The following is a 24,305-nucleotide window of genomic DNA, read 5'->3' on the forward strand; positions in this document are numbered from 1 at the left end:
GGGGTCCAGGGGGGAGGCCGTGCTCTAGTCGACCTCGGCGACCGCCTGGGCGAACTGGGCCTGGTAGAGGCGGGCGTAGGCGCCGCCGGACTCCAGGAGCTCCGCGTGCGCGCCCTGCTCGACGATCGCGCCGTCCTCCATGACGAGGATCGTGTCGGCGTCCCGGATCGTCGACAGGCGGTGGGCGATCACGAACGACGTCCGGCCGTGCGCCAGCTTCGCCATCGCCTTCTGGATCAGCACCTCGGTCCGGGTGTCCACGGAGCTGGTCGCCTCGTCGAGCACCAGGATGACCGGGTCCGACAGGAACGCCCGGGCGATGGTGATCAGCTGCTTCTCGCCCGCGCTGACGCCCGATCCCTCGTCGTCGATCACGGTGTCGTAGCCGTCGGGCAGCGTACGGACGAACCGGTCGGCGTGCGCGGCGCGCGCCGCCTCCTCGATCTCCCCGCGGGTGACCTCCCGCGCGGCGCCGTACGCGATGTTGTCGGCGATCGTGCCCCCGAACAGCCAGGTGTCCTGGAGGACCATGCCGATGGCGGCCCGCAGTTCGTCACGGGAGATGGACGCCACGTCGACCCCGTCGAGGGTGATGCGGCCGCCCGTGACGTCGTAGAAGCGCATCAGCAGGTTCACCAGGGTGGTCTTGCCGGCCCCGGTCGGGCCGACGATGGCGACCGTCTGGCCGGGGTCCACCGTCAGCGAGAGGTCCTCGATGAGCGGCTTCTCCGGGTCGTAGCGGAACGACACGTGCTCCAGCGCCACGCGCCCGCGCAGTTCGGCGGGGCCGGCCGACACCGCCGGGTCAGCCTCCTGCTCGTCCGCGTCGAGGATCTCGAAGACCCGCTCCGCCGACGCCACACCCGACTGCACCAGGTTCGCCATCGACGCGACCTGCGTCAGCGGCATCGAGAACTGGCGGGAGTACTGGACGAAGGCCTGCACGTCACCGATCGACAGCGTGCCGGAGGCGACGCGCAGCCCGCCGACCACCGCGACCAGCACGTAGTTCAGGTTCGACACGAACATCATCAGCGGCTGCATGATCCCGCTGTTGAACTGGGCCTTGAACCCTGCCTCGTAGAGCTTCTCGTTCTGCTCGGCGAACTGCGCGGCCGACTCGTCGGCCCGCCCGAACACCTTCACCAGGTTGTGGCCGGTGTACATCTCCTCGATGTGGGCGTTGAGCTTGCCGGTGGTGCGCCACTGCTGCACGAAGTGCGGCTGCGAGCGCTTGCCGATCCGGGTGGCGACGACGAAGGACAGCGGCACCGTGACCAGGGCGACGAGCGCGAGCAGCGGCGACACCCAGAACATCATCGCGAGGACCCCCACGATGGTCAGCAGCGAGTTGACGAGCTGGCCCATCGACTGCTGGAGGGTCTGCTGGATGTTGTCCATGTCGTTCGTGGCCCGGCTGAGGACCTCACCGCGCTGGCGCTTGTCGAAGTACGACAGCGGCAGCCGCGACAGTTTCGCCTGGAGGTCCTCGCGCATCCGGAAGACGGTCCTGTTGACGGACCGGTTGACCAGCCGCGTCGCGACCGCCATCAGCAGGCCGGCCAGCAGGAACGTACAGAGCGCGAGGAGCAGGACGCTGCCGACGGCGTGGAAGTCGATGCCCTCGCCGGGGGTGAAGTCCGTGCTCTTGAGCATGTCGGCGACGGCGCCCTGGCCGTGCGCGCGCAGCGAGTCCAGGGACTCGGCCTTGGTGGCGCCGGCCGGCATCTGACGGCCGACGATGCCCGCGAAGACCAGGTCGGTGGCCCGGCCGAGGATCTTCGGGCCGACCACCGACAGGCCGACGCTGAAGACGACGGCGACGAGCATCACGTACAGCGTGGCGCGCTCGGGCTTGAACTGGGTGAGGAGCCTGCGGCCCGACACCTTGAATTCCATCGAGCGCTGGTCCGGGCCGCTCCCGGCCATCATGCGCCCCATCGGCCCGGCCATCAGGCGGCCTCCGCTTCCGTCAGCTGGGAGAGGACGATCTCCCGGTAGGTCTCGTTGTCGGCCATCAGTTCGTGATGCCGTCCGGTGCCGACGACCCGGCCCTCGTCGAGGACCACGATCCGGTCGGCGTCCCGGATGGTCGACACCCGCTGGGCGACGATCACCACGGTGGCCTCGGCGGTCTCCTCGGCGAGCGCCGCGCGCAGTGCCGCGTCGGTCGCGTAGTCGAGGGCCGAGAAGGAGTCGTCGAAGAGGTAGATCTCGGGGCGCTGCACCAGGGTGCGGGCGATGGCCAGGCGCTGGCGCTGGCCGCCCGACACGTTGGTGCCTCCCTGGGAGATCGGCGCGTCCAGGCCGCCTTCGAGACGGTCGACGAAGCCCTTGGCCTGCGCGACCTCCAGGGCGTGCCACAGCTCCTCGTCGGTCGCGTCGGGGTTGCCGTAGCGCAGGTTCGTGGCGACGGTCCCGGCGAACAGGTACGGCTTCTGCGGGACCATCCCGACCGTTCTGGCCAGCAGCTTCGGGCCGATCGTCGCCACGTCGACGCCGTCCACCAGGACCTCGCCGTCGGTGGCGTCGAACAGCCGGGGGACCAGGCCGAGCAGCGTCGACTTGCCGCTGCCCGTCGAGCCGATGACGGCGGTGATCTCCCCGGGGCGCGCCACGAGGTCGACGGACTTCAGGACCGGCTCCTCGGCGCCCGGGTAGCGGAAGCCCGCCGCGCGGAGCTCCAGGTGGCCGTGGCGGCGCAGTTCCAGGACGGGCGCGACCGGCGGGACGACGCTGCTGTCGGTGCCCAGGACCTCCTGGATGCGCTCGGCGCAGACCTCCGCGCGCGGCACCATCATGAACATGAAGGTCGCCATCATCACGGACATGACGATCTGCATCAGGTAGGCGAGGAACGCGGTGAGGTCGCCGATCTGCATGCCGCCGCTGTCGATGCGGTGGGCGCCGAACCAGACGACGGCGATGGACGACACGTTCACCACCGTCATGACGATCGGGAACATCAGGGCGAGCATCCGCCCGGTGGCCAGCGACGTCTCGGTGAGGTCAGTGTTGGCGCCCTTGAAGCGCTCCTTCTCGTAGCCGTCGCGCACGAACGCGCGGATCACCCGGTTGCCGGTGATCTGCTCGCGCAGCACCCGGTTCACGGTGTCCAGGCGCACCTGCATGGTGCGGAAGAGCGGGCGCAGCCGGCGCACGATGAGCGTGACGCAGATACCGAGGGTGGGCACCACGGCGATGAGCACCGCGGACAGCGGTACGTCGAGGCCGAGGGCCAGGATGATGCCGCCCACACACATGATCGGGGCCGACACCAGAAGGGTGAACGTCATCAGTGCGAGCATCTGCACCTGCTGGACGTCATTGGTGGTGCGGGTGATCAGCGAGGGCGCTCCGAAGTGACCCATCTCACGCGCGGAGAAGGACTGGACGCGGTCGAAGACGGCGGCCCGGACGTCCCGGCCGACCGCGGACGCCGTCCGGGCGCCGTAGTAGACGGCCCCGATGTTGCAGACGACCTGCGCGAGCGAGATGCCGATCATGAGGGCGCCGAAGGACAGGATGTAGTCCGTGTCCCCCTTCACGACACCGTTGTCGATGATGTGCGCGTTCAGCGTGGGCAGGTAGAGCGTGGCGCAGGTCTGCAGGAACTGCAGCAGGACCAGCAGGGCGATGGGTTTCTTGTACGGACTCAGGTGGGTCCGCAGGAGTCGTATGAGCACGCGGGGTCTCTCGGGATCGTCGACGGCTGGGTGATCGGCGGGCGCTGGATGGTGCACCACCCCCTATCGTCGGACACTCCACCGGTGTTACCTCAACCGATTGACCCAAGTGCGGACCAAGAACGGACCATGGCTCCGTCCGCGGACGTACGCCGGTCGGGCTCCGGGGAACCGGCCGCGCGCCGTTACGCCCGGAACGCCCCGGGATGCGTCTGTTCCCGTACGGACACGTACTGCTGTCGTACGGCCTGGCCCACGGCGAGTTCGTCACCGGGCTCCAGCACCTGGGCGACCGGACCCTGCCAGGCGGGCGGGTTCCGCGGGTCGAGGGTGCCCTGGGAGGCGCCGAGGGCCCAGGCGGCCTGGCGGGCCGCGCCGAGTGCCGCGTAGTCCGCGGGCTGGGGCACCACGACCGGCGCGCCGAACAGCGCGGGGGCCACGGCCTGCACGGCGGGCAGCTCGGCGGCCTGGCCGAGCAGGAAGATCCGGCGGACGTCGACACCGCGCCCGCGCAGGACGTCGAGCGCGTCCGCGAGACCGCACAGCATGCCCTCGAAGGCCGCCCGTGCCAGGTGCTCGGGCCGCATCGACTCCCGTCGCAGGCCCGCCAGCGTCCCCGCCGTGTGCGGCAGGTTCGGCGTGCGCTCGCCCTCCAGGTACGGGAGCAGGACCAGCCCGTGCGAGCCCGGCGTCGACTTCATCGCCAGGTCGGACAGGCCCTCCAGGTCCGGCACGCCGAGCAGCTCGGCCGCGCCGCGCAGGGCCCGTACAGCGTTGAGCGTGCTGACGACCGGGAGGTGCATGCCGGTCGCGTCCGCCAGGGAGGTGATCATGCCGGTGGAGTCCACCAGTGCTTCGGTGTGCACGGCCATCACGGAACCGGAGGCGCCGAGCGACACCACCGCGTCGCCGAGCCCGATGCCGAGCCCGAACGCCGCCGCCATGGTCTCGCCGGTGCCGGCGGATATCAGCAGCCCTTCGGGCGTGGTCCCCGCCGCCTCGGAAGGGCCGAGCACCTCGGGGAGCGCGGCATGGTGGCCGAGGGCGAGTTCGATGAGGTCGGGGCGGTATCCGCCGGTCGCCGCCGACCAGTAGCCGGTCCCGGAGGCGCCGCCCCGGTCCGTGGTCCTGCGCACCGGCCGTCCGAGCAGCTGCCACACCAGCCAGTCGTGGGCCTGCAGCAGCATGGCGGTCCGCCGCGCCGCGTCGGGTTCGGTCTTGTTCAGCCAGCGGAGCTTGGTCACCGGCTGCGCGGCCTGCGGGACGCTGCCCACGGCCTGCGCCCACGCCTCGCGCCCGCCGAGCGCGTCGATGAGATCGGCCGCGGCGACCTGTGCCCGCTTGTCACCGCCGACCAGTGCGGGCCGCACGGTGTTGCCCTGCGCGTCCAGCGGGACGAGCCCGTTCTGCTGCGCGGACACCCCGATGGCCTGCACGCCTTCGAGCAGGCCGCCGCCGGCGGCCTCGCCCAGGGACAGCAGCCAGGCCTGTGGATCCACGTCGGAAGGACGTCCGCCGCCCTCGGTGCCGTCGAGCGGATGCGGCGCGTAGCCCTGCCGCAGCACGGTGCCCGTGTCCGCGTCGCAGACGACGATTCGAGTGAAATCGGGCGAACTGTCCAACCCGGCGACTATCCCCATGGCGGAAATTCTGCCGTACGACAGGGGGTGGCGGCGCCGGGCGGGTGCACGAGATCCGGCGCGGCCCTGGAATCCCCTGGTGTCACGGGTGTACCGGTCAGGTGTTGCTGGTGCCCCAGTCGTCCTGTCCGGCCCCGCCCGTGTTCCGCTGCCGCAGCGAGCGGACCCGGTCGGTGACCGAGTCGGGGACGCGGTCGCCCACCTTCTCGCTCACCGTGTGGAACGCCTTGCCCGCGATCGCGCGGCCCTGCTGGGCCGCGGTCTCGGCGGTGTTGCGCACGGCCGGGTTCTGCGAGACCTGGCGAGCGGACTTCCTCAGCTGCTCGTACCGCTCTCGCCCGGCGCGCGTGCCGAGCACGTACCCCAGGGCCAGTCCGGCGACGAATGTGAGCTTGTAGCGCATGACAGCCACCCTTCCCTTGCGTCGGCATCGGTCGGAGGGAACCGATTGGCGGAGCACCCCCCTGCTTGCGCTAATGTATGTGTCGCAGCAAGCGCACGCCCCCTGGCGAATACCCAGGTGGGTGCGTTCGATGCAACGAGACAATCCCCTGTAGCTCAATTGGCAGAGCAGCCGACTGTTAATCGGCAGGTTACTGGTTCAAGTCCAGTCGGGGGAGCTCGGTCTCCTGTAGCTCAATTGGCAGAGCAGCCGGCTGTTAACCGGCAGGTTACTGGTTCGAGTCCAGTCGGGAGAGCAACGGAAGAGGACCCCTCAGGGGTCCTTTTTCATGTCCGGGGGAACCGCTCGGGGCACGCCGAAGTCCTCATGGTCGTGCGATGCCGACCATCCGAAGCAGGAGATCGTATGAGCGGCTATGCTGCGGCAGACGGCGCGCACAAATGTGCGCGGCGCGCCGTAACGGGGCGGTAGCTCAGCCGGTTAGAGCAGCGGACTCATAATCCGTCGGCCGTGGGTTCGAGTCCCACCCGCCCCACCACACGCTACGCGGGAAGAATCGATGCGACCAGCAACTTCGCTGGCGGATCAGGCGAGTTGAGAGCCCGCGAGGGCGCCCCGCCGGACCGTGGAACCCCGGTCGCAGGGCCCGTGCGGAGGCCCCCGCCCCGGCCAACTCGCCCCTCACCCGAACGGCCTGACCGGCCCTCGGACGGAGTACACGCACACCGCCCCGAGGCCCTCCCGGAGAGGCCCGCGGCGCTGATCGCCGGGACACCGGAGGACCCCCTCGGGACGGCTCGCGCCGACCGCACTTCCCACCCGGGCCTCCCGCACCCTCCCGAGCGCCGGGCCCGGCTCCTCACCGGCGCGAAGGGCGGCGCACGGAACATCCTGCTCGGAGGGTAGGAGCGGGTCTCCGTGGGCACCATGCGTCTAAGCGCGTCGGCGACGACGCGGGGGATCGTCAGTCATGAGGAGGGGTCATGAACCGTCAGATCCGGATTCGCGTCAGCCGCCGGCCCGCCGCGCCGCGCGAGATGCCGATCGACCGCAGGACCCCTTCGGGACGCATCCTGCCGTACTGACCCGGCCGTTCCCCCTCTTCCCTCCCGCTCCCGCCCGGAGCGCGCGCGCCCGCAAGTGGCTTGATCTGGCAGTCAGGTTGACCTGCGAACTCGTTTCGTCGTACATCCGGGCGGGCAGGCACTCGGCAGCGTTTGTCCCGGTCCGTCCGGACCGAGGGAGGGGGAGCGCTGTGCGTGACCATGTGCGTTCGGCGGACGGGCGGTTGCTGCGCGTCGAGATCTCGGGGGATCCGCGGGGACGCCCCGTGTTCCTGCTGCACGGCATGCCCGGCAGCCGGGTGGGGCCGCGGCCCCGGTCCATGTTCCTGTACCAGCGCGGCACCCGGCTGATCAGCTACGACCGCCCCGGGTACGGGGGATCGGACCGGCTTCCGGGACGACGGGTCGTCGACGTCGTGCAGGACGTCACGTCCATCGCGGACGCCCTGGGCATCGAGCGGTTCGCCGTGGCCGGCCGGTCCGGCGGCGCCCCGCACGCGCTCGCCTGCGCCGCGCTGATGCCGCAGAGGGTGACGCGGGCCGCCGCACTCGTGGGGCTCGCCCCGCGCGGCGCCGAGGGACTCGACTGGTTCGCCGGCATGGCACCGTCGAACGTCAACGAGTTCCGGACCGCGTTCACCGACCCGGACCGCTTCACCGCCCGGCTGATCCCGCGGTCCGCCGCCATCCGCCGGGACCCGGTGCGCCTGCTGGAGGATCTCCGGCCCGAACTCACCGCCGACGACCGGCAGATCGTCTCCGACAACACCATCCGCTCGATGCTGCTGCGCAACTACCGCGAGGCGCTGCGGACCTCGCCGTACGGGTGGATCGACGACGCGCTGGCCCTCACCGGGAACTGGGGCTTCGAGCCGGCCGACATCCGGGTGCCGGTGCTGCTGTGGCACGGGGTGAAGGACGTGTTCTCCCCGGCGTCGCACTCCTCGTGGATGGCCGCCCGGATTCCCCGGGCCACCGCCGTCCTCGAACCGACCGCCGCCCACTTCGCCGCGCTGCGGGCCCTGCCCAAGGTGCTGGCCTGGCTGCTCGCGGACACTCCGGTGTGGCCCGGCAGCAGGCGGGGCCGCGCGGTGGCCTCCGGCGCGGACGCCCACGCCGAGGTCCCGCCGGGGCCGGCCGGCGCGGCGCGCTCGCAGGCTCCCGCCTCTCTCTGACGGTCCGGGCACCGCTCCCGACGCCGGGCCGGTCAGCGGACCCCGGCACGAGACGGGACCCCGGCTCGCGCGGCCCACGGGACCGCGTCCTTGCCGGGCGAGCCCGTCGTCGGGTCGCCCGGAGAAGCCGTCGGCCGGCCTCTCCGGGTGCCGTCCCGTCCCGGTCTCACACCGCCAGGGGTTCCAGGTCCCGGTAGATACGGCGGTCGTCCGCGGCCACGCGGGTCATGCCGTTCTCCTCACCGAGCAGCGCGCGCAGTTCCGTGAGGGCCTCGTCGCGCATCCGGCGGGCCTCGTCCCTGCGGCCGAGCGCGGCGAGGGTCAGGCCCGCGTTCGCGACTATGGCGAGCGTCTCCGGGTGGTGCGGGCCGAGCACCGTACGCAGGGTCACCACGGCCTTCTCCTCCAGCTCGCGGGCCTCGGCCAGCCGGCCCTGGTCGGCGAGGACGTTGGCGTAGTTGATGCCGGTGAACAGGGTGTGCGGGTGCTTCTCGCCGAGGACCTCGCCCATCCGCCGCAGCACCTTGCGGAACACCCTCTCCGCCTCCTCGGCGTCGCCGCAGCCCCAGTGGAAGATCCCCAGGTTGTTCAACGCCGCCTGGGTGTACGGGTGCGCCTCGCCCGGCACCTTCATGTACTCCGTGAGGGCCTCCCGGGCGACCTCGCGCGCCGCCTCCCGCTCGTCCGCCGCGAACAGGTCCGCCGCCATGTTGAGGTCGCAGGCCAGCGAGTCCGGCGTCGGCGCCTCGTACTGCTGCCGGTACTGCGCGCGCGTGGCCGTCGTGAGCCGCCGGGCGTCCTCGAACTCGCCCGCCCGCCGCAGCGACACCGCGAGGGACTTGGCGCAGCTCAGCGTGCCCGGGAAGTCCTTGCCGAGGATGCGCTTGTGGGCGTCGTAGGCGCGGGAGAGAAGGGACACCGACTCGCCGTAGCGGCCGACCTCGCGCAGGTCGCGGCCGAGGCGGGCCGCCGAGGCGAGCGTGTACGGATGGTCGGGGCCGAGGACCTCCGTGCGGCGGTCGAAGGTCTCCTGGTCGAGGACGCGGGCCTCGCCGTAGCGGCCGACCATGCGCAGCGCCAGCGCGAGGTTGTTCGCGGCGCTGAGGGTGCGGCGGTGCGACTCGTGGAAGATCTGCCGGAACCCGTCGTGCGCCTCGCGGGCGAACTCCACCGCCGACTCGTACACCCCGAGCGCCGCGAGGTCGCTCGCGAGGCCCGACATGGTGACGTACGTGTGCGGGTGGGTGGGCCCGAGGACCCGCTGCTGGCGCTCCAGGAGCGCCGTGTTGATGTCCCGGGCCTCCACATACCGTCCCTGGGAGCGCAGCACGTTGCCGAGCTGGCAGCGCAGGTACAGGAACTGGACGTCGTCCTCGCCGAGGATCGGCTCCCAGTGGGCGAGGAGTTCCTCGGCGAGCGCCTGCGCGCCGGGGAACTCACCGCGCTTCCACAGGTAGCGGACGCGGTCGATGAGGAGCCGGCGGGTCGCGGAGTCGGTGCAGTTGCGGGCGTCCGAGGCCGCCAGGTGCGGCCAGATGACCGCGAAGCGCGGCCAGGTCTCCGGGTCGTCGATCGGTTCGTCGCCGTCCGGCCGGCAGCCCGCGAGGACCGTGTGCACCACGTGCCGGGCCTGCCGCTGCTCCTCCTCGGTGAGCTGCGAGCGGATCACGGCCTGCACCAGCCGGTGGACCTGGATGCTGTTGCTGACCTGGTCGACCTTGGCGAGCGCGAACCGGCCGATCTCCCGGATCACCCGGCCGAGCAGCAGACTCTCCTGCAGCGCCGGGTCGTACGGCCTGAGGGCGTCGATCATCTCCTTGCTGTAGAGCAGATGCGAGGAGATCGGCTCGGCGGCCAGGAACGCGCACAGCTGGAGCAGCCGCACGGAGGCCGGGGAGCGTTCGCGCAGCCGGGCGATGGAGATGTTCCAGGTCGCGGCGACCGTCTGCGGATAGTCGGCGGGCTGGTTGAGGTCCAGGACCTCGGTGGTCTGCTCGGCGAGCTGGCGCAGGTACTCCTCGATCGGGGTGGCCGTCTCCGCCAGCCAGGCGGCCGCCTGCTCGACGGCCAGTGGCAGGTCGCCGACCGCCGTCGCGACCCGGTCGGCCTCCTCCACGGTCAGCCCGGAGGCGCGCCGCGTGAGGTGTTCGACGCTCTCCTCGCGCAGGAACACGTCGATGGGCAGCGAGGCGCCCTGCTGCGCCCACGCCTGGTTGCGGGAGGTGACGAGGATGTGGCCGCCGCCCCCGGCCGGGAAGAAGCGGGTGAGGCGGGCCGGGTCGTCGGCGTTGTCGAAGATCAGGATCCACCGCTTGGTCGGCGCCCCGCGGGCCAGCATCTGCACGGCTTCCTGACTGGCCAGGTTGATGTCCTCGCCGCTGGGCGCGCCGATGCGGGCCGCGAGTTCGGCGAGCGAGGAGACGACGTTGCCGGGGTCCTCGGCGGAGATCCACCACACCAGGTCGTAGTCGGCCATGAACCGGTGCACGTACTCCAGCGCCACCTGGGTCTTGCCGACGCCGCCGAGTCCGTACAGCGCCTGCGGCTGCGGCAGGACGACGGAGATGCCGCCGCCGAGCTGGTCGCGGACCCGGTCGAGGATGACGTCGCGGCCGGTGAACGTGTTGTTGCGCTGCGGCGCGCTCCAGATGGCCGGGGTGCTGCCCGGGAACCGGGGTCCCGCCGCGCCCGGCTCGACGGGCCGGCCCGGCAGTTCCAGGGCGCCGAGGAGCGCGCTGACGCACTGGGCCTCGTCGAGCCGGTGCAGGTCGACCGGATTGCGGTCCAGGTAGGACTGCGGCAGATGCACCTCGTCCACCCGGACGGGGACGACACTCCCGTGCGCGGCGTCGTGCGGGGTCTCGTCCTCGGCGTCGATGAGGGCGCGCCAGAGGGGGTCGGCGTGCCGGGACTTGCGGAACGCCTTGGACAGCAGCACCAGGGTGCGGGTCGCCGGGTCCGGGCGGTCGACGGGGCCGGACGCGATGTCGTGCGGGGTGACCCGGCAGCCGGCCCGCTTGAGGAGCGACTCGATCCAGTCGGCCCAGACCCGGTTCTCCGCCGTGTACGCGATCACCACGTCCGCCGCGGTGGAGATCGGACGCCTCCTGAGGAACGCGTCCCGGCAGCGCAGCCGTACAGGCTCCGGCACCGGCGGCAGGGCGGTCACGGTGCCGTCCGTGATGACCGCGGTGAGCCGTTCGAACGCGGACAGCAGCGAGTTGGCGATGCCGCTCTCGTCGCCGACGGTGGCGAGGGTCTCCTCGTAGGCGTAGTACGGGCGGTACGGAATCTCGACGGCGCCCCAGTAGGCCGTCAGTTCCTCGCCGGCCATCTCCTCGCCGCCGAGCCCCTTGGGCAGTCCGTCGAACTTCAGACGGGCCAGCGCCCGGCCGGCGTCCACCTTCTCCTTCTCGCCCTCGTCGATGCGCATCGGCACCGGCAGGACCCGGATCGGCCGCTTGCGGTAGCCGTCCTCGACGCTGCGGGCGACGGCCGCCGCGCCGTCGAGGGACTGGTCGCTGAGCGTGAAGCAGTCCACCAGTACGTCGGGCATCTGGATGGTGCAGATGTCGGCGTTGTCGGAGAGCCCGGTGCGGCTGTCGATGAGCACGTAGTCGTAGGAGGCCCGCATGTCGTCGCGCAGGGCGTCGAGGAAGAGGCCGCCGCCGAGCCGTTCGTAGAAGTTGTCCCACTCGAAGGACGAGACGCTCGCCGAGTACGAGCGGTCCTGGCGCCCGGCGGAGAGGAAGTCGAGCGAGCCGCCCTCCTGGAAGCGCAGTCCGAGGCGTTCGGGTGTCAGGGAGATGGCGTGCTGCTCGACGCGCGCGTAGTCCCGGTGCCATTCGCCGGAGCGCTGGGTTCCGGTGGTCGCGGCCCACGCGTACTCGTTGATGATGTCGATGACGCCGGTGGTGGCCGCGAGCGCGTTGGGGTCGAGGAAGGGATGGAAGAAGCGGTGCAGGCCGGGGGCCTCCAGGTCCCAGTCGACGGCGAGGACGCGCCTGCCGTTGGCGGCGAGGATCCAGGCCGTGTTGGCCAGGGCCATGGTGCGGCCCGTGCCTCCCTTGTACGAGTAGAAGGTGATGATCCGTCCGTCCTGCACGGCCGTCATGCTTCTTCTCCTCCGTGGTCGGATCCGCCTTCGGGCAGCGGCGGGTGGGTGGGGCCCATCAGGCGGGGCCGGCGGACGGCCGGGCCCGCGGGCGGATGCGCCTCGGCGTGCTTGAGGTACTGCCGGGTCGCGTGCGCGACGACGACAGGGAGTACGTCGGTGAAGGCCTTCAGCGTGGGTACGCCGTTGACGGCGACCCGGCAGTCCGCGCGCCGCCCCCGGTCGAGGATCAGCGGCAGGGTCCGTTCCAGTTCGGCCGCCAGATGCCGGCCCTCCTCGCCGTGGCACTGGATGTCGGTCCGGTTCCACGGGACGACCGCGCTGATCCAGGGCCGGGCGCTGGCGTCGAACGCCTTGAGCCTGCGGGCCCGTTCCTCGTCGGTGAGTGCCCAGCGGTCGACGAGCAGGATGCCCGGGTGGCTCGGTCCCGCCTTCTCGGCGTCGTCCGCGCCCAGGTCGTCGTCGGTGGTCTCGTCGTCGAACGAGGACACCGTGATCCGGTAGTCGAGGGAGCGGATGAGTTCCTCGGCGAGCGCGGGCAGCGAACGGGTCGACTCCGAATGGTACGGGTTCCAGTCCTGGGCGTCCTCGCCGTACGGGCGGGCGTCCCGGTGCTCGGGGATGCTGTGCCGGGTGGGTGCCGCCACCGTCAGGTGGATACGCCGGGGACCCTCTCCGCGCGGCTTGAACGCGCTCGGCGTGCTCTCGTAGGGGCGCGGTCTGCTGGAGGGCAGCGGAGACTCCTGCGCGATCTGCACGATCCGCTGGGCGAGGCCGAGGACCGTTTCCTCGTACTCGTCGCGCAGCCGGTTCAGTTTGATCAGACCGTAGATGCCGTTGGCCGCGTAACGGTCCCCGAACTGGGCGTGGTCGACATGGATGTGCCGTACGGAATCGGGGAGTTGGGCGTAGTCGATATGCGTCCACAGCGCGGGGACGATCGCCTGCACCGCGCCGTTGCTGGTCGCCCGGGCCCGCAGAATACGTTCGTTGAAGGCGAACCATTCCCGGCCGCAACTCTCACTGGTGAAGTAGCGCGGTGAGAACAGCGGCACGAACACCCGGCAGTTGGCGAGGTTCTCGCTGAGTTTCTCCGGCCAGCCGTCCCCCGAACGCATCTCCCGGTCCATGAACCCGGCGGGCACCCCCGCGGGAAGGTCGGTCAGCGCCATGATGTGGTCGCACAGGTCCGTGAAGAGGACCTGCACCCAGTGGTCCGGGTCCCCGCCACCGGGCCCCCAGGCCGGTGTGTGGGCGTAACTCAGGAAGAAGTACGGCCGGTTGTCCGATGCCCGTTCAGGTATGTCCACGCGCCCCCCTGCCTGTGGATGAGACCCCTACGGGATGTTCACCTGGCCGGAACCCACAATCTTCCCGACCGAGGCCCCGTGCGGGTCGCCTCTTTCACGTCAATCCCTTGCGATATCCAGACATCTGGACCCCGGCCAGGTCGACGGCCTCCCGCATCCCGAAGAGCCGCACCGCTCTCCCCGCCATTTCCCGTTCCGCCGGGAGATCACGCGGCAGCCGCGCCCCGATCGCCCCGAAGTCCCCGTCGTCCAGGGTGATGTCCTCGTACGAGGTCCAGCGGCCGGGCCCGCCGGTCACGCAGGAGTACGAGCGCAGCGGCGGCGCGGGCCGCAGCCGGTACTCGGCGAGGTGGAACGCGCTGCACACCTCGAACCCCACCCGGAACAGCAGGATTTGGGCGTTCGCCGCGTAGAGCGCGCCGAGCGGGGAGCGTTCGCCGAGATGGCAGTCCGGGTCGTGGACGGCCAGCAACTCGGCCGCCCGTGGGCCGAGTCCGGCCAGCGAGGTGTGCGGATGGGTGCTGCGCACGGCGCCCGGTGCGGTGCGGACGCACTCGGCGAGCACGCCCATCGTCGGGCAGGGCGTGGTCGCGGCGTCGAACGGCGGCCGCGACGCGCGGAAGGCCCGCTCCCGCTCCTCGGACATCCCCGCGGTGAGCTCCTTGTAGGCCCGCGAGGTGAACGAGTTCTCCGGCGAGAACGCGGGCACGACGAGGGTGCCGTCCGGTCCGAGGGCGTCGAGCAGCGCGTCCCGTACCTCGGCGGCCCGCAGACCGCTGCCGCCCAGGGAGGCGTGCGCCAGGACGACGCCTCCGCGAGGGATGCCCAACTCCTCCAATAAGTCGCCCAGTCGGCCGGAGTCAGTCATGTCCGCCGGCCCGTACGGACGGGACCGTGCTCGCCGCCTGCTTCAGTTCGGCGCGCAGCTCGTCCGCCAGCACCGCTCCGGTGGCGGTGAGTTCGTGGGCGGGGCGGGCGGCCAGCAGGTCGAGCGCGCGGGCCGCCCGGTCCAGGGCGGCGGCCCGCTCGGCCGTCCCGCCGGCCCAGTAGGCGGCGTTGCCCAGCTCGCCGCTCGCCTCGTCGAGCAGCCGGCCGGCCCGGTTGCCCGGCACGTTCAGGTCGGCCGTCTCGCGCAGCGCCCTGAGACGGGCCAGCCGTGCGGAGCGCGGCAGTTCCCGGACCAGGTCCTCGGGCTCGAAGTCCACGGCCAGGCCGATCGCGCCGAGCCCGTGCGCGCCGAGCCGCACCCCCGTGCCGGCGGCGAGGGGGGTGACGGTGGTCGGCGCCGCCCCGTGGACGCCCTCGGCCTCCAGGGGACGCCGTTCCTCCAGCAGCTCGTAGGCCCCGCGCAGCCGCTTGGTGAACATGGCGAGGTCGCTGGAGCCCAGCGGCTCGGCGACCGGTACGGGGTAGCAGTCGCGGAGCGGGTCCGCGTCGTCCAGGAGCAGCAGGGTGCCGTCCGCGACGGGGACCGTGTGCAGCGGCCGCCAGGGGGAGCGGCCGTCGCCGGGGGAGTGGACGGTGCCGGCCCGGGTGCGTACCCGTAGCTCTCCGGCGGTGACCGAGACGTCGACGGGGCCCGGCCCGGGGAGGCCGAGGGTGCCCAGGGTGGGCAGGTGCAGGTCCGCGGTGGGCTCGTCCCAGGAGAGTGTGAGGTCGGCGCCGGCGCGGACGGCCGCGGCGGTGATCGCGCGGGCGAGCGGCCCCGGTTCGGTGAGGCGGCCGTGCAGACAGTTGTTCAGCGCGGTGTGCAGATAGGGGTGCGCGAGGATCTCGTCGACGTACGGCGCGGTCGCCGGGGCGCCGTCGAGCGCCAGGAACGCCCGCCACACCGCGTCCCAGCCGGGCTCGCCGGTGTGCCGGGCGGCCACGACGGGGACCAGGGTGCGGACCAGTTCGCCCTGCGCGTAGGCGAGTTCGTGTCGGTCGTGGACGGCGGGGTTCAGGGAGTGGTCGGTGATGCGCTCGGCGACTCCGTCCACGAGGGCCTTCAGGTCCGCGCAGAACACGCTCGGGTTCGCGAAGCCGTGCCCGGTGCTGTACCGGTGCGCGTAGAGGCCTCCGCCGCACGACTCGATCACCGGGCAGCGCCGGCAGGTCGCGCCGACGCCCGCGAGGCCCAGCTGCCGGGCGCGCACCCCGGGGTGGCCGGCGAACTCGGCGAAGGTGTGCCGGTCGACGTCGTAGCCGGTGGACGGGGCACCGTCGTACGCCGTCTTCAGGGAGTCGGCCTGCTCGAAGCTGCCGTCGGTCTCCACCACCGCGAGATCGGTCGGCGCGAGACCCATCGCCTCCGTCAGCGGCGGGCCGCCCCGCAGCGTGCTCAGGACCGACTCGAAGGTGCGCACCCCGACGGTGCGGCCCTGTGCGTCCCACCGGTCGAAGATCCGCAGCAGCCAGTCGGCGTAGGCGGTGGGGGAGCCGTCCGGCCGGGGCGGCGGGCTGTCCCACGTGGAGTGCGGCAGCAGGTAGTCGACACGGGGCGGGCACAGGGCGGCCAGCGCGTCGTGCACCGCGACGGGATCGTTGGCCACGTCCACCGTGCACAGCAGGCCGCTGTAGAGGTGCCGGTACTCGGGCGTGCGCAGCAGGTCGATCGCGCGCAGCACCCGGTCGTGGCTGCTGCGGCCCCGCCGGTCGCGCCGGTGCCGGTCGTTCGCGGCGCGGTCGCCGTCGAGCGAGATGCTGACCTTGACGTCGAATTCCTTGAACACGTCGAGATAGCGGGTGTTCAGCCGCACGCCGTTCGTGTGAATTCTGAGATCGAGGGCGGTCGCCGGGGTGATGGTGCGGACGAGTTCCGCGCAGATGTCTCTCATACGGACGGGACCCACGAGAAGGGGTTCGCCACCGTGAAGGATCACGGAAACGGACGGGAGTTTCTCTTCCCTGGCATAGTCCGCGAATCTCCGGGCCACTTTTCCGAGAGTTTCTTCGGTAATGAAGGTGGGCCGGCTTTTCCAGCTCTGATCGGCATGCTCGTACACATAACAGTGATCACAGGCCAGGTCGCACCGGCTGTGGATCTTGAGGACGAGTTGCTGGAGCTTCACCCGGTGAAGGGTAATACCGGGGACGCGCCCCCTGTACCGCGAACTCCTTGATCCACAAGGGATGTTGGGGGTTCCGGGGCGCGCGGACGGGCGCACCCGGCGGGGTGGGCCGGATGCGCCCGTACGAAAGCGGTGGGGGTGCCTAGAGGGCCGAGTCGAAGGTGATCGGCCTGGCCGGGCGGCGCCCGGGGATGTCCGTCACTCGTCCGGCGGACCTCACGGCGGCGGTCCCGAGCGGGTCGATCGCCGACAGCGGGGTGTGCGGCCGGCGCATGGGCCTGGGGGCGGCGGAGCGGTGCGTCGCCTGCGTCACCGGAAGGTTCATGTGAGGACTTTCGCTTGATGGGCTGCTATCGGGCGGAGAGTACCAGTCGGATCTATCGCGCAACCTGCACTTCCTTCGATTTCAGACTTAGTCGCGAGCGGCGCTTTACGCAATGCGAGCGCGGCCGGCCGGATGAATCCCGTGAACGCGTCGGAACGGGGTCCGGTGAGGGAGACGTCAGTTCGGCGGGTGCCGGGTCCTCACAGCGGTGACTGCCAGGTGAACAAGGTGTCCGTGCCGTCTACGGGCGCCGGGGAGTCGTCCCGGACGGTGAGCCGTACGGCGGGACGGCCGTCCGGCAGTACGGCCGTGGCGTCGACGGCGACCTCGATCCGGGAGACCCCGGCACGCCGTGAGGCGACCGCCAGCGCGCGGCGCAGGGCGGCGACGAGATGCCCGGCGACGGGCTCCGGAACCCGGTCCTCTACGGGCCCGGTGAACCGGGCGGACGGCTGGAAACCGAGCAGGGCGCCCGCGCCCGCCGTCTCGCGCAGCACCTTGCCACGGAACGTGGTCGGCGCGTCGGCGGGCGGCTGCTGAAGGGCGAAGATCGCGGTGCGGACCTCCTGGATGGTGGACTGCAGCTCGTCGACGGCGTGGCCGAGCGTCGCCCGCACCTCCGCGCCGCCACCGCCCCCCGGTTCCTCCGCCCCCGCTCCCTCGCCCTCCGTCGCTCCGCCGGCTCCCTCGGCCCGGCTCCGGCGCAGCGTGGACTCCAGCATCATGCCGGTCGCGAACAGGCGTTGGACGACCAGGTCGTGCAGGTCGCGGGCGATGCGGTCGCGGTCCTCGTAGACCGCGAGGCGCTCCCGGCTGTGCCGGGCACCGGCGAGGACGAGGGCGAGCGCGGCCTGCGAGGCGAACTGGGTGGCCAGCAGGCGTTCGACCCGGGTGTACGGGCGGTCGCCCCGCGCGCGCGGCAGGGCCAGCGTCCCGATGAGTCGGCCCTCGGTCTGCAGGGGCAGCATCATGCTCGGCCCGAACCGGGACCGCACCGGCGTCGTCATCCGCGGGTCGGTCGCCGAGTCGTCGATGAACACCGGCTCTCCGCCGAGGAGTTGTTCGAGGACGGGGCTGCCGGGAGCGATGGTGGTGCCGACGATGCCGTCCGGGTCCTGATGGGTGGAGGCGGCCACGATCTCCATGCCGCCCTCCGGTGTGGGCTGGAGGATCACGCCCGCCGCCGCGCCCGCGAGCAGCCTGGCCCGCTCGGCGACCGTCAGCAGGGCGTCGTCCGCGCTCTCCCCGGTGAGCAGGGCCGTGGTGACGGCGGCGGCTCCCTCGATCCAGCGCTCCCGCTGCCGCGCCGTCTCGTACAGCCGGGCGTTGGCGATGGCGATCCCCGCCTGCGTGGCGAGCAGCCGCACCACCTGCTCGTCCTCCGGGGTGAAGGGGCCGCCCGGCCTGTCCGCGAGACGCAGGTTCCCGAACACCTCGTCACCGACCCGGATGGGGACGTCCAGGCAGATCCCGGGAGCGGGGTGCGTCTCGGCGCCGGCCTCGGGACCGGTGGCAGCCCCGGTCCCTTCACAGCCGCCGCCGTGGCGGTGGTCGTCGCGCTCGCCGCCGGTGCCCGTGCCGGGAACCGGTGTGCGCGGGTCGGTCACCGTCCTGCGGATGGGTACCAGGCCGTCCCGGCCCGGATCCTTCGTGCCCAGGGCCGCGGACCGGGCGCCGGTCAGTTCCGCCGCCGCGTCCACGATCCGCTGGAGCGTGGCCCGCAGTTCGAGGTCGGTGCCGACGCGCAGGACCGCTTCGAGGAGGGGCGGGAGCCCGGGGACGGGATCGGGCCTGCGGCCGGGTACGGGTGCGGGACCGGTCATCCGAGACCCCCGGGCGCCGGGGCGTCAGCCGGCCAGCGGGTCCAGGATCAGCGGCTCGATCTTGCCCTCCAGCATGTAGCCGAGCCCCTGGACCGCGCACACGTCGGGCCGTTCCGCGATGTGCACGGGCATGCCCGTCGCGTGCCGCAGCATCTGGTCGAGACCGGGGAGCAGCGCGCTGCCGCCGACCATCATGATCCCGCGGTCGGCGAGGTCGGCCACCAGGTCGGGCGGGCAGGTGCGGAGCACCTTGCCGATGCCGTCGAGCACGGCGGTCAGCGGGGTCTGGATCGCGTTGCGCACGGCGGCGGTGTCGACCTGCACGGAACGGGCCAGCCCGGTCGCGACGTCCCGGCCGTGGATCTCGGTGAGGGCCGGGCCGTGCGGGGTGAGGCCGTTGCCGGAGAGCGCGAGCTGCAGGGGCCGTACGGCCTGGCTCGGCAGCATCAACTCGTGCTGGTGGCGCAGGTGCTGGACGATCGCGTGGTCGACGGCCTCGCCGCCGACCGGGACGCGGATGGCCGTCACGATCGAGCCCAGCGACAGCACGGCGAGCTGGGTCGCTGCCGCCCCGCACACCATGATCATGGTGGCCTCGGGCCGCTCGACGGGCAGTCCGCAGCCGACCGCGGCGGCGATCAGCGTGTCCACCAGCTCGACCCGGCGCGCCCCCAGCCCGACCAGCGTCTCGATCGCGGCGCGCTGCGCCAGCGGGTCCGCGTCGTGCGGGGTGCAGGCGGCGGCCCGCAGCCGGGGCTTGCGGCGCAGCGCGCGGCGGACCTTGTCGCCGAGCAGGTGACGCAGCATCCGCTGCGCCATGTCGATGTCCACGACGGTGCCGCCGGACACGGGACGCACGACCCGGATGTAGTCGGGTGTACGGCCCGTCATCTTCTCGGCGAACTCGCCGACCGCGATCAGCGCGCCCGTCTTCGTGTTGATCGCCGCGACGCTCGGCTGGTCGACGACCAGACCCGCGCCCTTCACGTACACACGGGTCCTCGCGGCGCCGAGGTCGACGGCGAAATGGCAGCGGCGCAACTGCTCCAGGCTGGCGGTCATGGCGGGTCCTCCCGAGAGCGCAGACCGTGCGGGGCTCCGCCGGGCGGCGGTCCTCTCTCGCATCCTCGGCGCGCGGGGCGGGTGCCGCCCTTTGTGGGGGGCCGGGCGGGGTGCCGCTGGACGGGTGGTCTTCCGGCGCATCAGGGCCCCGCGGAGGGCGGGCGACCGCGCGGGCAGGCGACCGCGTCCCGTGGCGGTCCGGAATCCGGGGCGTGCGGCGGCCCGGACACCAGGCGAGGGTGACGGGCCGTCAGCGGACGGGCGACGGTCACCGCGCCGCCCGCGACCGCCCGCCGACGACCGCGTCATCCGTGACCGCCCACAGACGGCCTCACCCCCAACCGCCTGTCGATGACTGCGGCGCTGACCGCCCGCCGGCGACTGCGGCGCCGACTGCCTGTCGGTGGCCGCGGTGGCGACTGCCTGTCGGTGGCCGCGGTGGCGACTGCCTGCCGGCGACCGCGGTGCCGACTGCCTGTCGATGGCCGCGGTGGCGACTGCCTGCCGGTGAGCGCGGTGGCGACTGCCTGTCGATGGCCGCGGTGCCGACCGCCTGCCGGTGAGCGCGGTGCCGACCGCCCAAGGGTGAGCGCGGTGCCGACCGCCCGCCGATGACCGCGGTGCCGACTGCCTGTCGGTGGCCGCGGTGGCGACTGCCTGTCGGTGGCCGCGGTGGCGACTGCCTGCCGACGACCGCGGTGCCGACCGGCCGCCGGTGGCCGCCGGTGAGCGTGCGGTCCGCGACGGCCGGTCGGGCTGTGTGTCGCGGATCGCACGCGACCTGTCCCGGTTTCGGTGGCTCCTACCGCCCTGTCCCCGCCCCCGCCCTGGCGGGAAGCTGCCAGGGCGGGAAGCCGCCAGGTCCCGTCAACACCCCCGCAACACAAGCCCCCCGACACTCTTCGCAAGCCCCGGGCACCACCCCCGTCCGGCGCGGTACGGCGATGAGGAGAGGGCACCAATGACCAGAGGACCAGCGAGACGTCCGGCGGCGCTGCTGTCGGCCGGGCTCGTGCTCGCCCTGCTGCCCATGGGGCGGGCCGGCGCGCTCGACGCCGCCGGAACCGGCGACACCGGCGCCCCGGCATCGGCGCGGACCGCGTCCGCGGCACACACCGTCACCCTCGTGACCGGTGACAAGGTGACCGTCACCGAGGTCGGCGGCGGCACGAAGACGGTGTCCGTGATGCGGCCCCGGGGCGCCACCGGAGCGGTGCGCACGCAGGTGGCCGACGGTGCCGTGACGGTCGTACCCGACGAGGCGCTGCCGTATCTGCGGGCGGGCACCCTCGACCGGCGACTGTTCGACGTGAGTGAGCTGATACGTCAGGGACTCACCGACCGCAAGACGCACGAGCTGCCGCTGATCGTCACCTACGACAGGACGGCGCGTGCCGCGATCCCGGCCGGCGCCGAGCGGACCCGGGCGCTGCCGAGCATCCGCGGTGCCGCCGTCGACGCGGACAAAGGCCGGACGTTCTGGAAGGCGGTGACCCGTCAGGACGGCATCGGCAAGGTGTGGCTCGACGGGCGCGTCAAGGCCGACATGGCCGAGAGCAACGCGCAGATCGGCACCCCCGAGGCGTGGGAGGCCGGTCTCACCGGCAAGGGCGTGACCGTCGCCGTCCTCGACACCGGTGTCGACACAGGCCACCCCGACCTGGCCGGCCGCGTCTCGCAGACCAGGAGCTTCATCGACGGGCAGGAGGTCGCCGACCGCAACGGGCACGGCACGCACGTCACCTCCACCGTCGGCGGCAGCGGTGCCGCCTCCGACGGCAAGGAGAAGGGGGTCGCGCCGGACGCCACGCTCGCCGTCGGCAAGGTGCTCAGCGACGAGGGCTCGGGCAGCGACTCGCAGATCATCGCCGGCATGGAGTGGGCCGCCCGCGACGTGCACGCCAAGGTGATCTCGATGAGCCTCGGCTCCACCGAGCCCAGTGACGGCACCGACCCGATGGCCCTGGCCGTCGACAGCCTCTCGAAGGAGACCGGCGCCCTCTTCGTCATCGCCGCCGGAAACACCGGCGCCCGCTCCTCGATCGGCTCGCCGGGCGCCGCCGACTCCGCGCTGACCATCGGTGCCGTCGACTCCACCGACGAGGCCGCCTACTTCACCAGCGCCGGACCGCGCTACGGCGACAACGCCCTCAAGCCCGACCTGTCCGCGCCCGGCGTCGACATCCTCGCCGCCCGCTCGACGCTCGTCGACGGCAGTGGCCCCTACACGACGATGAGCGGTACGTCGATGGCGACCCCGCACGTCGCGGGCGTGGCCGCGCTGCTGGCGCAGAAGCACCCCGACTGGACCGGCGCGCAGCTCAAGGACGCGCTGATGTCGACGTCGAAGCGGCTCGACGCCCCCGTCTACCAGCTGGGCGCGGGCCGGGTCAGCGTCCCGGACGCGACCGGAGCGAGGATCACCGCCACCGGCAGCGCCGACCTCGGCTTCCACGGCTGGCCCTACGAGGACGACAAGCCCGTCACGAAGACCGTGACGTACACCAACTCCTCCGACGCGGCGGTGCGGTTGACGCTCGCCGCGGAGGGGGCCGGCGAGGGTGTCGCCACCCTCGCCGACACCACGCTCACCGTGCCCGCGCACGGCACCGCCTCCACCACGGTCACCGGCGACGCGTCGAAGGCCCCGGTCGGCGACACCTCGGGGCAGATCGTCGCCTCGGCGGACGGCACCCCGGTCGCCCACACCGCGTTCGGGATGGTCAAGGAGGAGGAGCGGTACACGCTCACCGTCCACGTGAAGGACCGGGACGGCAGACCGGCCGCCGCCGACCTCGCGGTCCAGCGGTTCGCCGCGGGCACCGACCCCTACCCGGCGTCCGTCGGGGAGTCCGGCACCGTGAAGCTCCGGCTCCTGCCGGGCACGTACGGCCTGACGTCCTTCCTCGACGTGCGCGGCGGCCACGGCGCCGACTCGCTCGGCCTCGGCTTCCTCGCCGCACCCCAGATCACCCTCGACCGGGACCGCGAAGTCACCCTCGACGGACGGACGTTGCGGGAGATCTCGGCCAAGGTCGACCAGCGCACCGAGACCCGCCAGCTCCTGATGGAGTACGACCGGAACGCCGGCGGCTCCGACCTGTTCGGCGCGGTCCAGGTGCCGGTCAAGTACGACAGCATCTTCGCGGCGCCGACCCCCGAGGTCACCGAGGGCAGCTTCGACTACCGCACCGTGTGGCGCCTCGGGAAGCCCCTCCTGGAGGTGAAGGGTGTCGCCGACGCGCTCGCCCAGCCCGGCGGCACCCTGACCGAGGGCCGCAGCAGGCTGCCCCTCGTCGACGTCGGCCACGGACCGTTCACCGGGGTGCGCGGCAAGGCCGTCCTGGCCACCCTCACCGACGGCGTCGAGCCGGCCGCGCTCGCCCAGGCGGCCCAGGACGCTGGCGTCAAGGCGCTGTTCGTCACCGACGCCACGGCAGGACGCCTGAACACCTGGTTCGGTACCGACGACTACACGGACCGGCCGCTCCAGATCGCCACCGTGAACACCGCGGACGCGGCGAAGCTCCGCTCCTCCCGGACCGTCGAGATGACCGGCACCCGCAACACGCCCTACGTGTACGACCTTTCGCACGGCTACGAGGACGCGGTCCCGGACCGGAGCCTGACGTACGAGCCCACCCGACGTGAACTGGCCGTCCTCGACACCAGGTTCCACGCCGTGAAGCCCGTCTCCGGCAGCGAGTTCCGCTACTCGATCGCCCGTCCGTTCCCGATCGGCATCGGATTCCAGGAACGCGTCGACTACCCGGCCGAGCGCACCGACTACGTCTCCACCGGCCCCGGCCAGACCTGGACGGAGTCCGCGTACGTCGGCGAGGGCACGCTGGAGGAGCGCAGCGGCCTGGTCCCCTACCAGGGCGGCAGTCACGAGACCCTCGACTGGTTCAAGCCGGTCTGGCACCCGTGGCTCGGCACCGGGCTCGGCTGGGGCCAGCAGCGCAACGGCAACCAGATCCAGTTCAACACCCCCGGCTGGGGCGACTCCGGGCCCGACCACACCGGCTTCGGCGACGTGTGGAGCGAGGAGTCAGGAATGACCCAGACCACCTCGGTGTACCAGGACGACGTCCTCGTCGACCGGGGCCCGAGCTCCGCCGCCTACGTGTGGGACGCGCCCGCCGACGAGCACACCTACAAGGTCGTCACGGACACCGCCCTCGACCCCGAGCGCTGGAAGCTCTCCACCAAGGGCCACACCGAGTGGACCGTCCGGTCGGCGGCCACCCCCGAGGACCGCTCCACCTTCCTTCCGCTCCTCAACCTCGGCTTCGACGTCGGCACCGACCTCACGGGCGACGTCCGGCACGGCCTCGTCCCGGTGGGCCTCTCCGCCGAGTACGTGAAGGGCGCCCCGGACACCGGCACCATCGGCGGCGGAAAGCTGGAGGTGTCCTACGACGACGGGAAGACCTGGAAGAAGGTTCCGCTCCTCGGCCACCACGCCTCCTGGAAGGGCCTGTTGGCGGTGCCGCGCGACGCCGGCTTCATCTCCCTGCGGGCCTCCGCACGGGACGACCAGGGCGGCACGGTCACCCAGGAGATCATCCGGGCGGTGGGCGTGAGGTGACCGGCCGCCGTGGGGGGGGCCCCCCCCCCCCCGCGGGGGGCCCGCCCGGCCCCCGGGCA

General features: G+C 72.3%; 13 protein-coding genes and 3 tRNA genes. 5 read left to right on the top strand and 11 right to left on the bottom strand.

What is annotated here, in order from left to right; translation table 11 throughout:
* Positions 1 to 24 precede the first annotated feature (24 nt).
* The 4 genes from ABZT74_RS19995 to ABZT74_RS20010 all read right to left on the bottom strand — a co-directional run bounded on the left by ABZT74_RS19995 (position 25) and on the right by ABZT74_RS20010 (position 5,729).
* Positions 25 to 1,953 carry an ABC transporter ATP-binding protein gene (locus ABZT74_RS19995; RefSeq protein WP_356175152.1) on the bottom strand — a complete coding sequence of 643 codons (1,929 nt, stop codon included), beginning with the start codon at positions 1,951 to 1,953 and terminating at the stop codon, positions 25 to 27.
* Entirely contained in the window at positions 1,953 to 3,686 is a 1,734-nt protein-coding gene (locus ABZT74_RS20000) for an ABC transporter ATP-binding protein (RefSeq protein WP_356175154.1), read from the bottom strand. The genes ABZT74_RS19995 and ABZT74_RS20000 overlap by 1 nt, the downstream gene beginning before the upstream one ends.
* A 185-nt stretch (positions 3,687 to 3,871) precedes the next feature.
* Positions 3,872 to 5,326 (bottom strand): FGGY family carbohydrate kinase, encoded by a 1,455-nt coding sequence (locus ABZT74_RS20005; protein WP_356175157.1) that lies wholly within the window; start codon positions 5,324 to 5,326, stop codon positions 3,872 to 3,874.
* 97 nt (positions 5,327 to 5,423) lie between these two features.
* Positions 5,424 to 5,729 carry a YtxH domain-containing protein gene (locus tag ABZT74_RS20010; RefSeq protein ID WP_164370735.1) on the bottom strand — a complete coding sequence of 102 codons (306 nt, stop codon included), beginning with the start codon at positions 5,727 to 5,729 and terminating at the stop codon, positions 5,424 to 5,426.
* Positions 5,730 to 5,873: 144 nt separating this feature from the next.
* On the opposite strand from ABZT74_RS20010, the gene ABZT74_RS20015 reads away from it, so the two are divergent.
* The 4 genes from ABZT74_RS20015 (at position 5,874) to ABZT74_RS20030 (ending at position 7,968) form a co-directional block, all read left to right on the top strand.
* Positions 5,874 to 5,946, top strand: a tRNA-Asn gene (locus ABZT74_RS20015).
* Positions 5,947 to 5,951: 5 nt separating this feature from the next.
* Positions 5,952 to 6,024: transfer RNA gene (locus ABZT74_RS20020), tRNA-Asn, on the top strand.
* Positions 6,025 to 6,190: 166 nt separating this feature from the next.
* Positions 6,191 to 6,267, top strand: a tRNA-Ile gene (locus tag ABZT74_RS20025).
* A 717-nt stretch (positions 6,268 to 6,984) separates the two neighbouring features.
* The gene (locus tag ABZT74_RS20030) at positions 6,985 to 7,968 is read left to right on the top strand and encodes an alpha/beta hydrolase (RefSeq protein ID WP_356436518.1); all 984 of its coding nucleotides are present in this window, start codon (positions 6,985 to 6,987) and stop codon (positions 7,966 to 7,968) included.
* A gap of 166 nt (positions 7,969 to 8,134) precedes the next feature.
* Here ABZT74_RS20030 and fxsT read toward each other — a convergent pair whose 3' ends face one another.
* The 7 genes from fxsT to ABZT74_RS20065 form a co-directional block, all read right to left on the bottom strand.
* Positions 8,135 to 12,082, bottom strand: a complete 3,948-nt coding sequence (gene fxsT, locus ABZT74_RS20035) for an FxSxx-COOH system tetratricopeptide repeat protein (RefSeq protein ID WP_356436521.1) — start codon at positions 12,080 to 12,082, stop codon at positions 8,135 to 8,137.
* Complete coding sequence (locus tag ABZT74_RS20040; RefSeq protein WP_355863649.1) at positions 12,079 to 13,392, bottom strand: TIR-like protein FxsC; 1,314 nt, start codon at positions 13,390 to 13,392, stop codon at positions 12,079 to 12,081. Before ABZT74_RS20040 ends, fxsT begins: the two co-directional genes overlap by 4 nt.
* A gap of 94 nt (positions 13,393 to 13,486) precedes the next feature.
* The gene (locus ABZT74_RS20045) at positions 13,487 to 14,260 is read right to left on the bottom strand and encodes an AAC(3) family N-acetyltransferase (RefSeq protein ID WP_356436524.1); all 774 of its coding nucleotides are present in this window, start codon (positions 14,258 to 14,260) and stop codon (positions 13,487 to 13,489) included.
* The gene (gene fxsB / locus ABZT74_RS20050; RefSeq protein ID WP_356436527.1) at positions 14,253 to 16,445 is read right to left on the bottom strand and encodes a radical SAM/SPASM protein FxsB, inactivated metallohydrolase extension form; all 2,193 of its coding nucleotides are present in this window, start codon (positions 16,443 to 16,445) and stop codon (positions 14,253 to 14,255) included. Before fxsB ends, ABZT74_RS20045 begins: the two co-directional genes overlap by 8 nt.
* Positions 16,446 to 16,587: 142 nt before the next feature.
* Positions 16,588 to 16,770: a hypothetical protein gene (locus ABZT74_RS20055; protein ID WP_355863655.1), complete on the bottom strand. Its 183-nt coding sequence runs from the start codon at positions 16,768 to 16,770 to the stop codon at positions 16,588 to 16,590.
* A 200-nt stretch (positions 16,771 to 16,970) separates the two neighbouring features.
* Complete coding sequence (locus tag ABZT74_RS20060) at positions 16,971 to 18,593, bottom strand: GAF domain-containing protein (protein WP_356436530.1); 1,623 nt, start codon at positions 18,591 to 18,593, stop codon at positions 16,971 to 16,973.
* Positions 18,594 to 18,617: 24 nt separating this feature from the next.
* Complete coding sequence (locus ABZT74_RS20065) at positions 18,618 to 19,655, bottom strand: rod shape-determining protein (RefSeq protein WP_356175178.1); 1,038 nt, start codon at positions 19,653 to 19,655, stop codon at positions 18,618 to 18,620.
* Between the two features lie 961 nt (positions 19,656 to 20,616).
* Between ABZT74_RS20065 and ABZT74_RS20070 the strand changes: the two genes are divergently transcribed.
* Entirely contained in the window at positions 20,617 to 24,246 is a 3,630-nt protein-coding gene (locus ABZT74_RS20070) for a S8 family serine peptidase (protein WP_356436533.1), read from the top strand.
* Positions 24,247 to 24,305: the final 59 nt, after the last annotated feature.

The organism is Streptomyces sp. NPDC005302 (assembly GCF_040607345.1).
Lineage (GTDB): Bacteria > Actinomycetota > Actinomycetes > Streptomycetales > Streptomycetaceae > Streptomyces.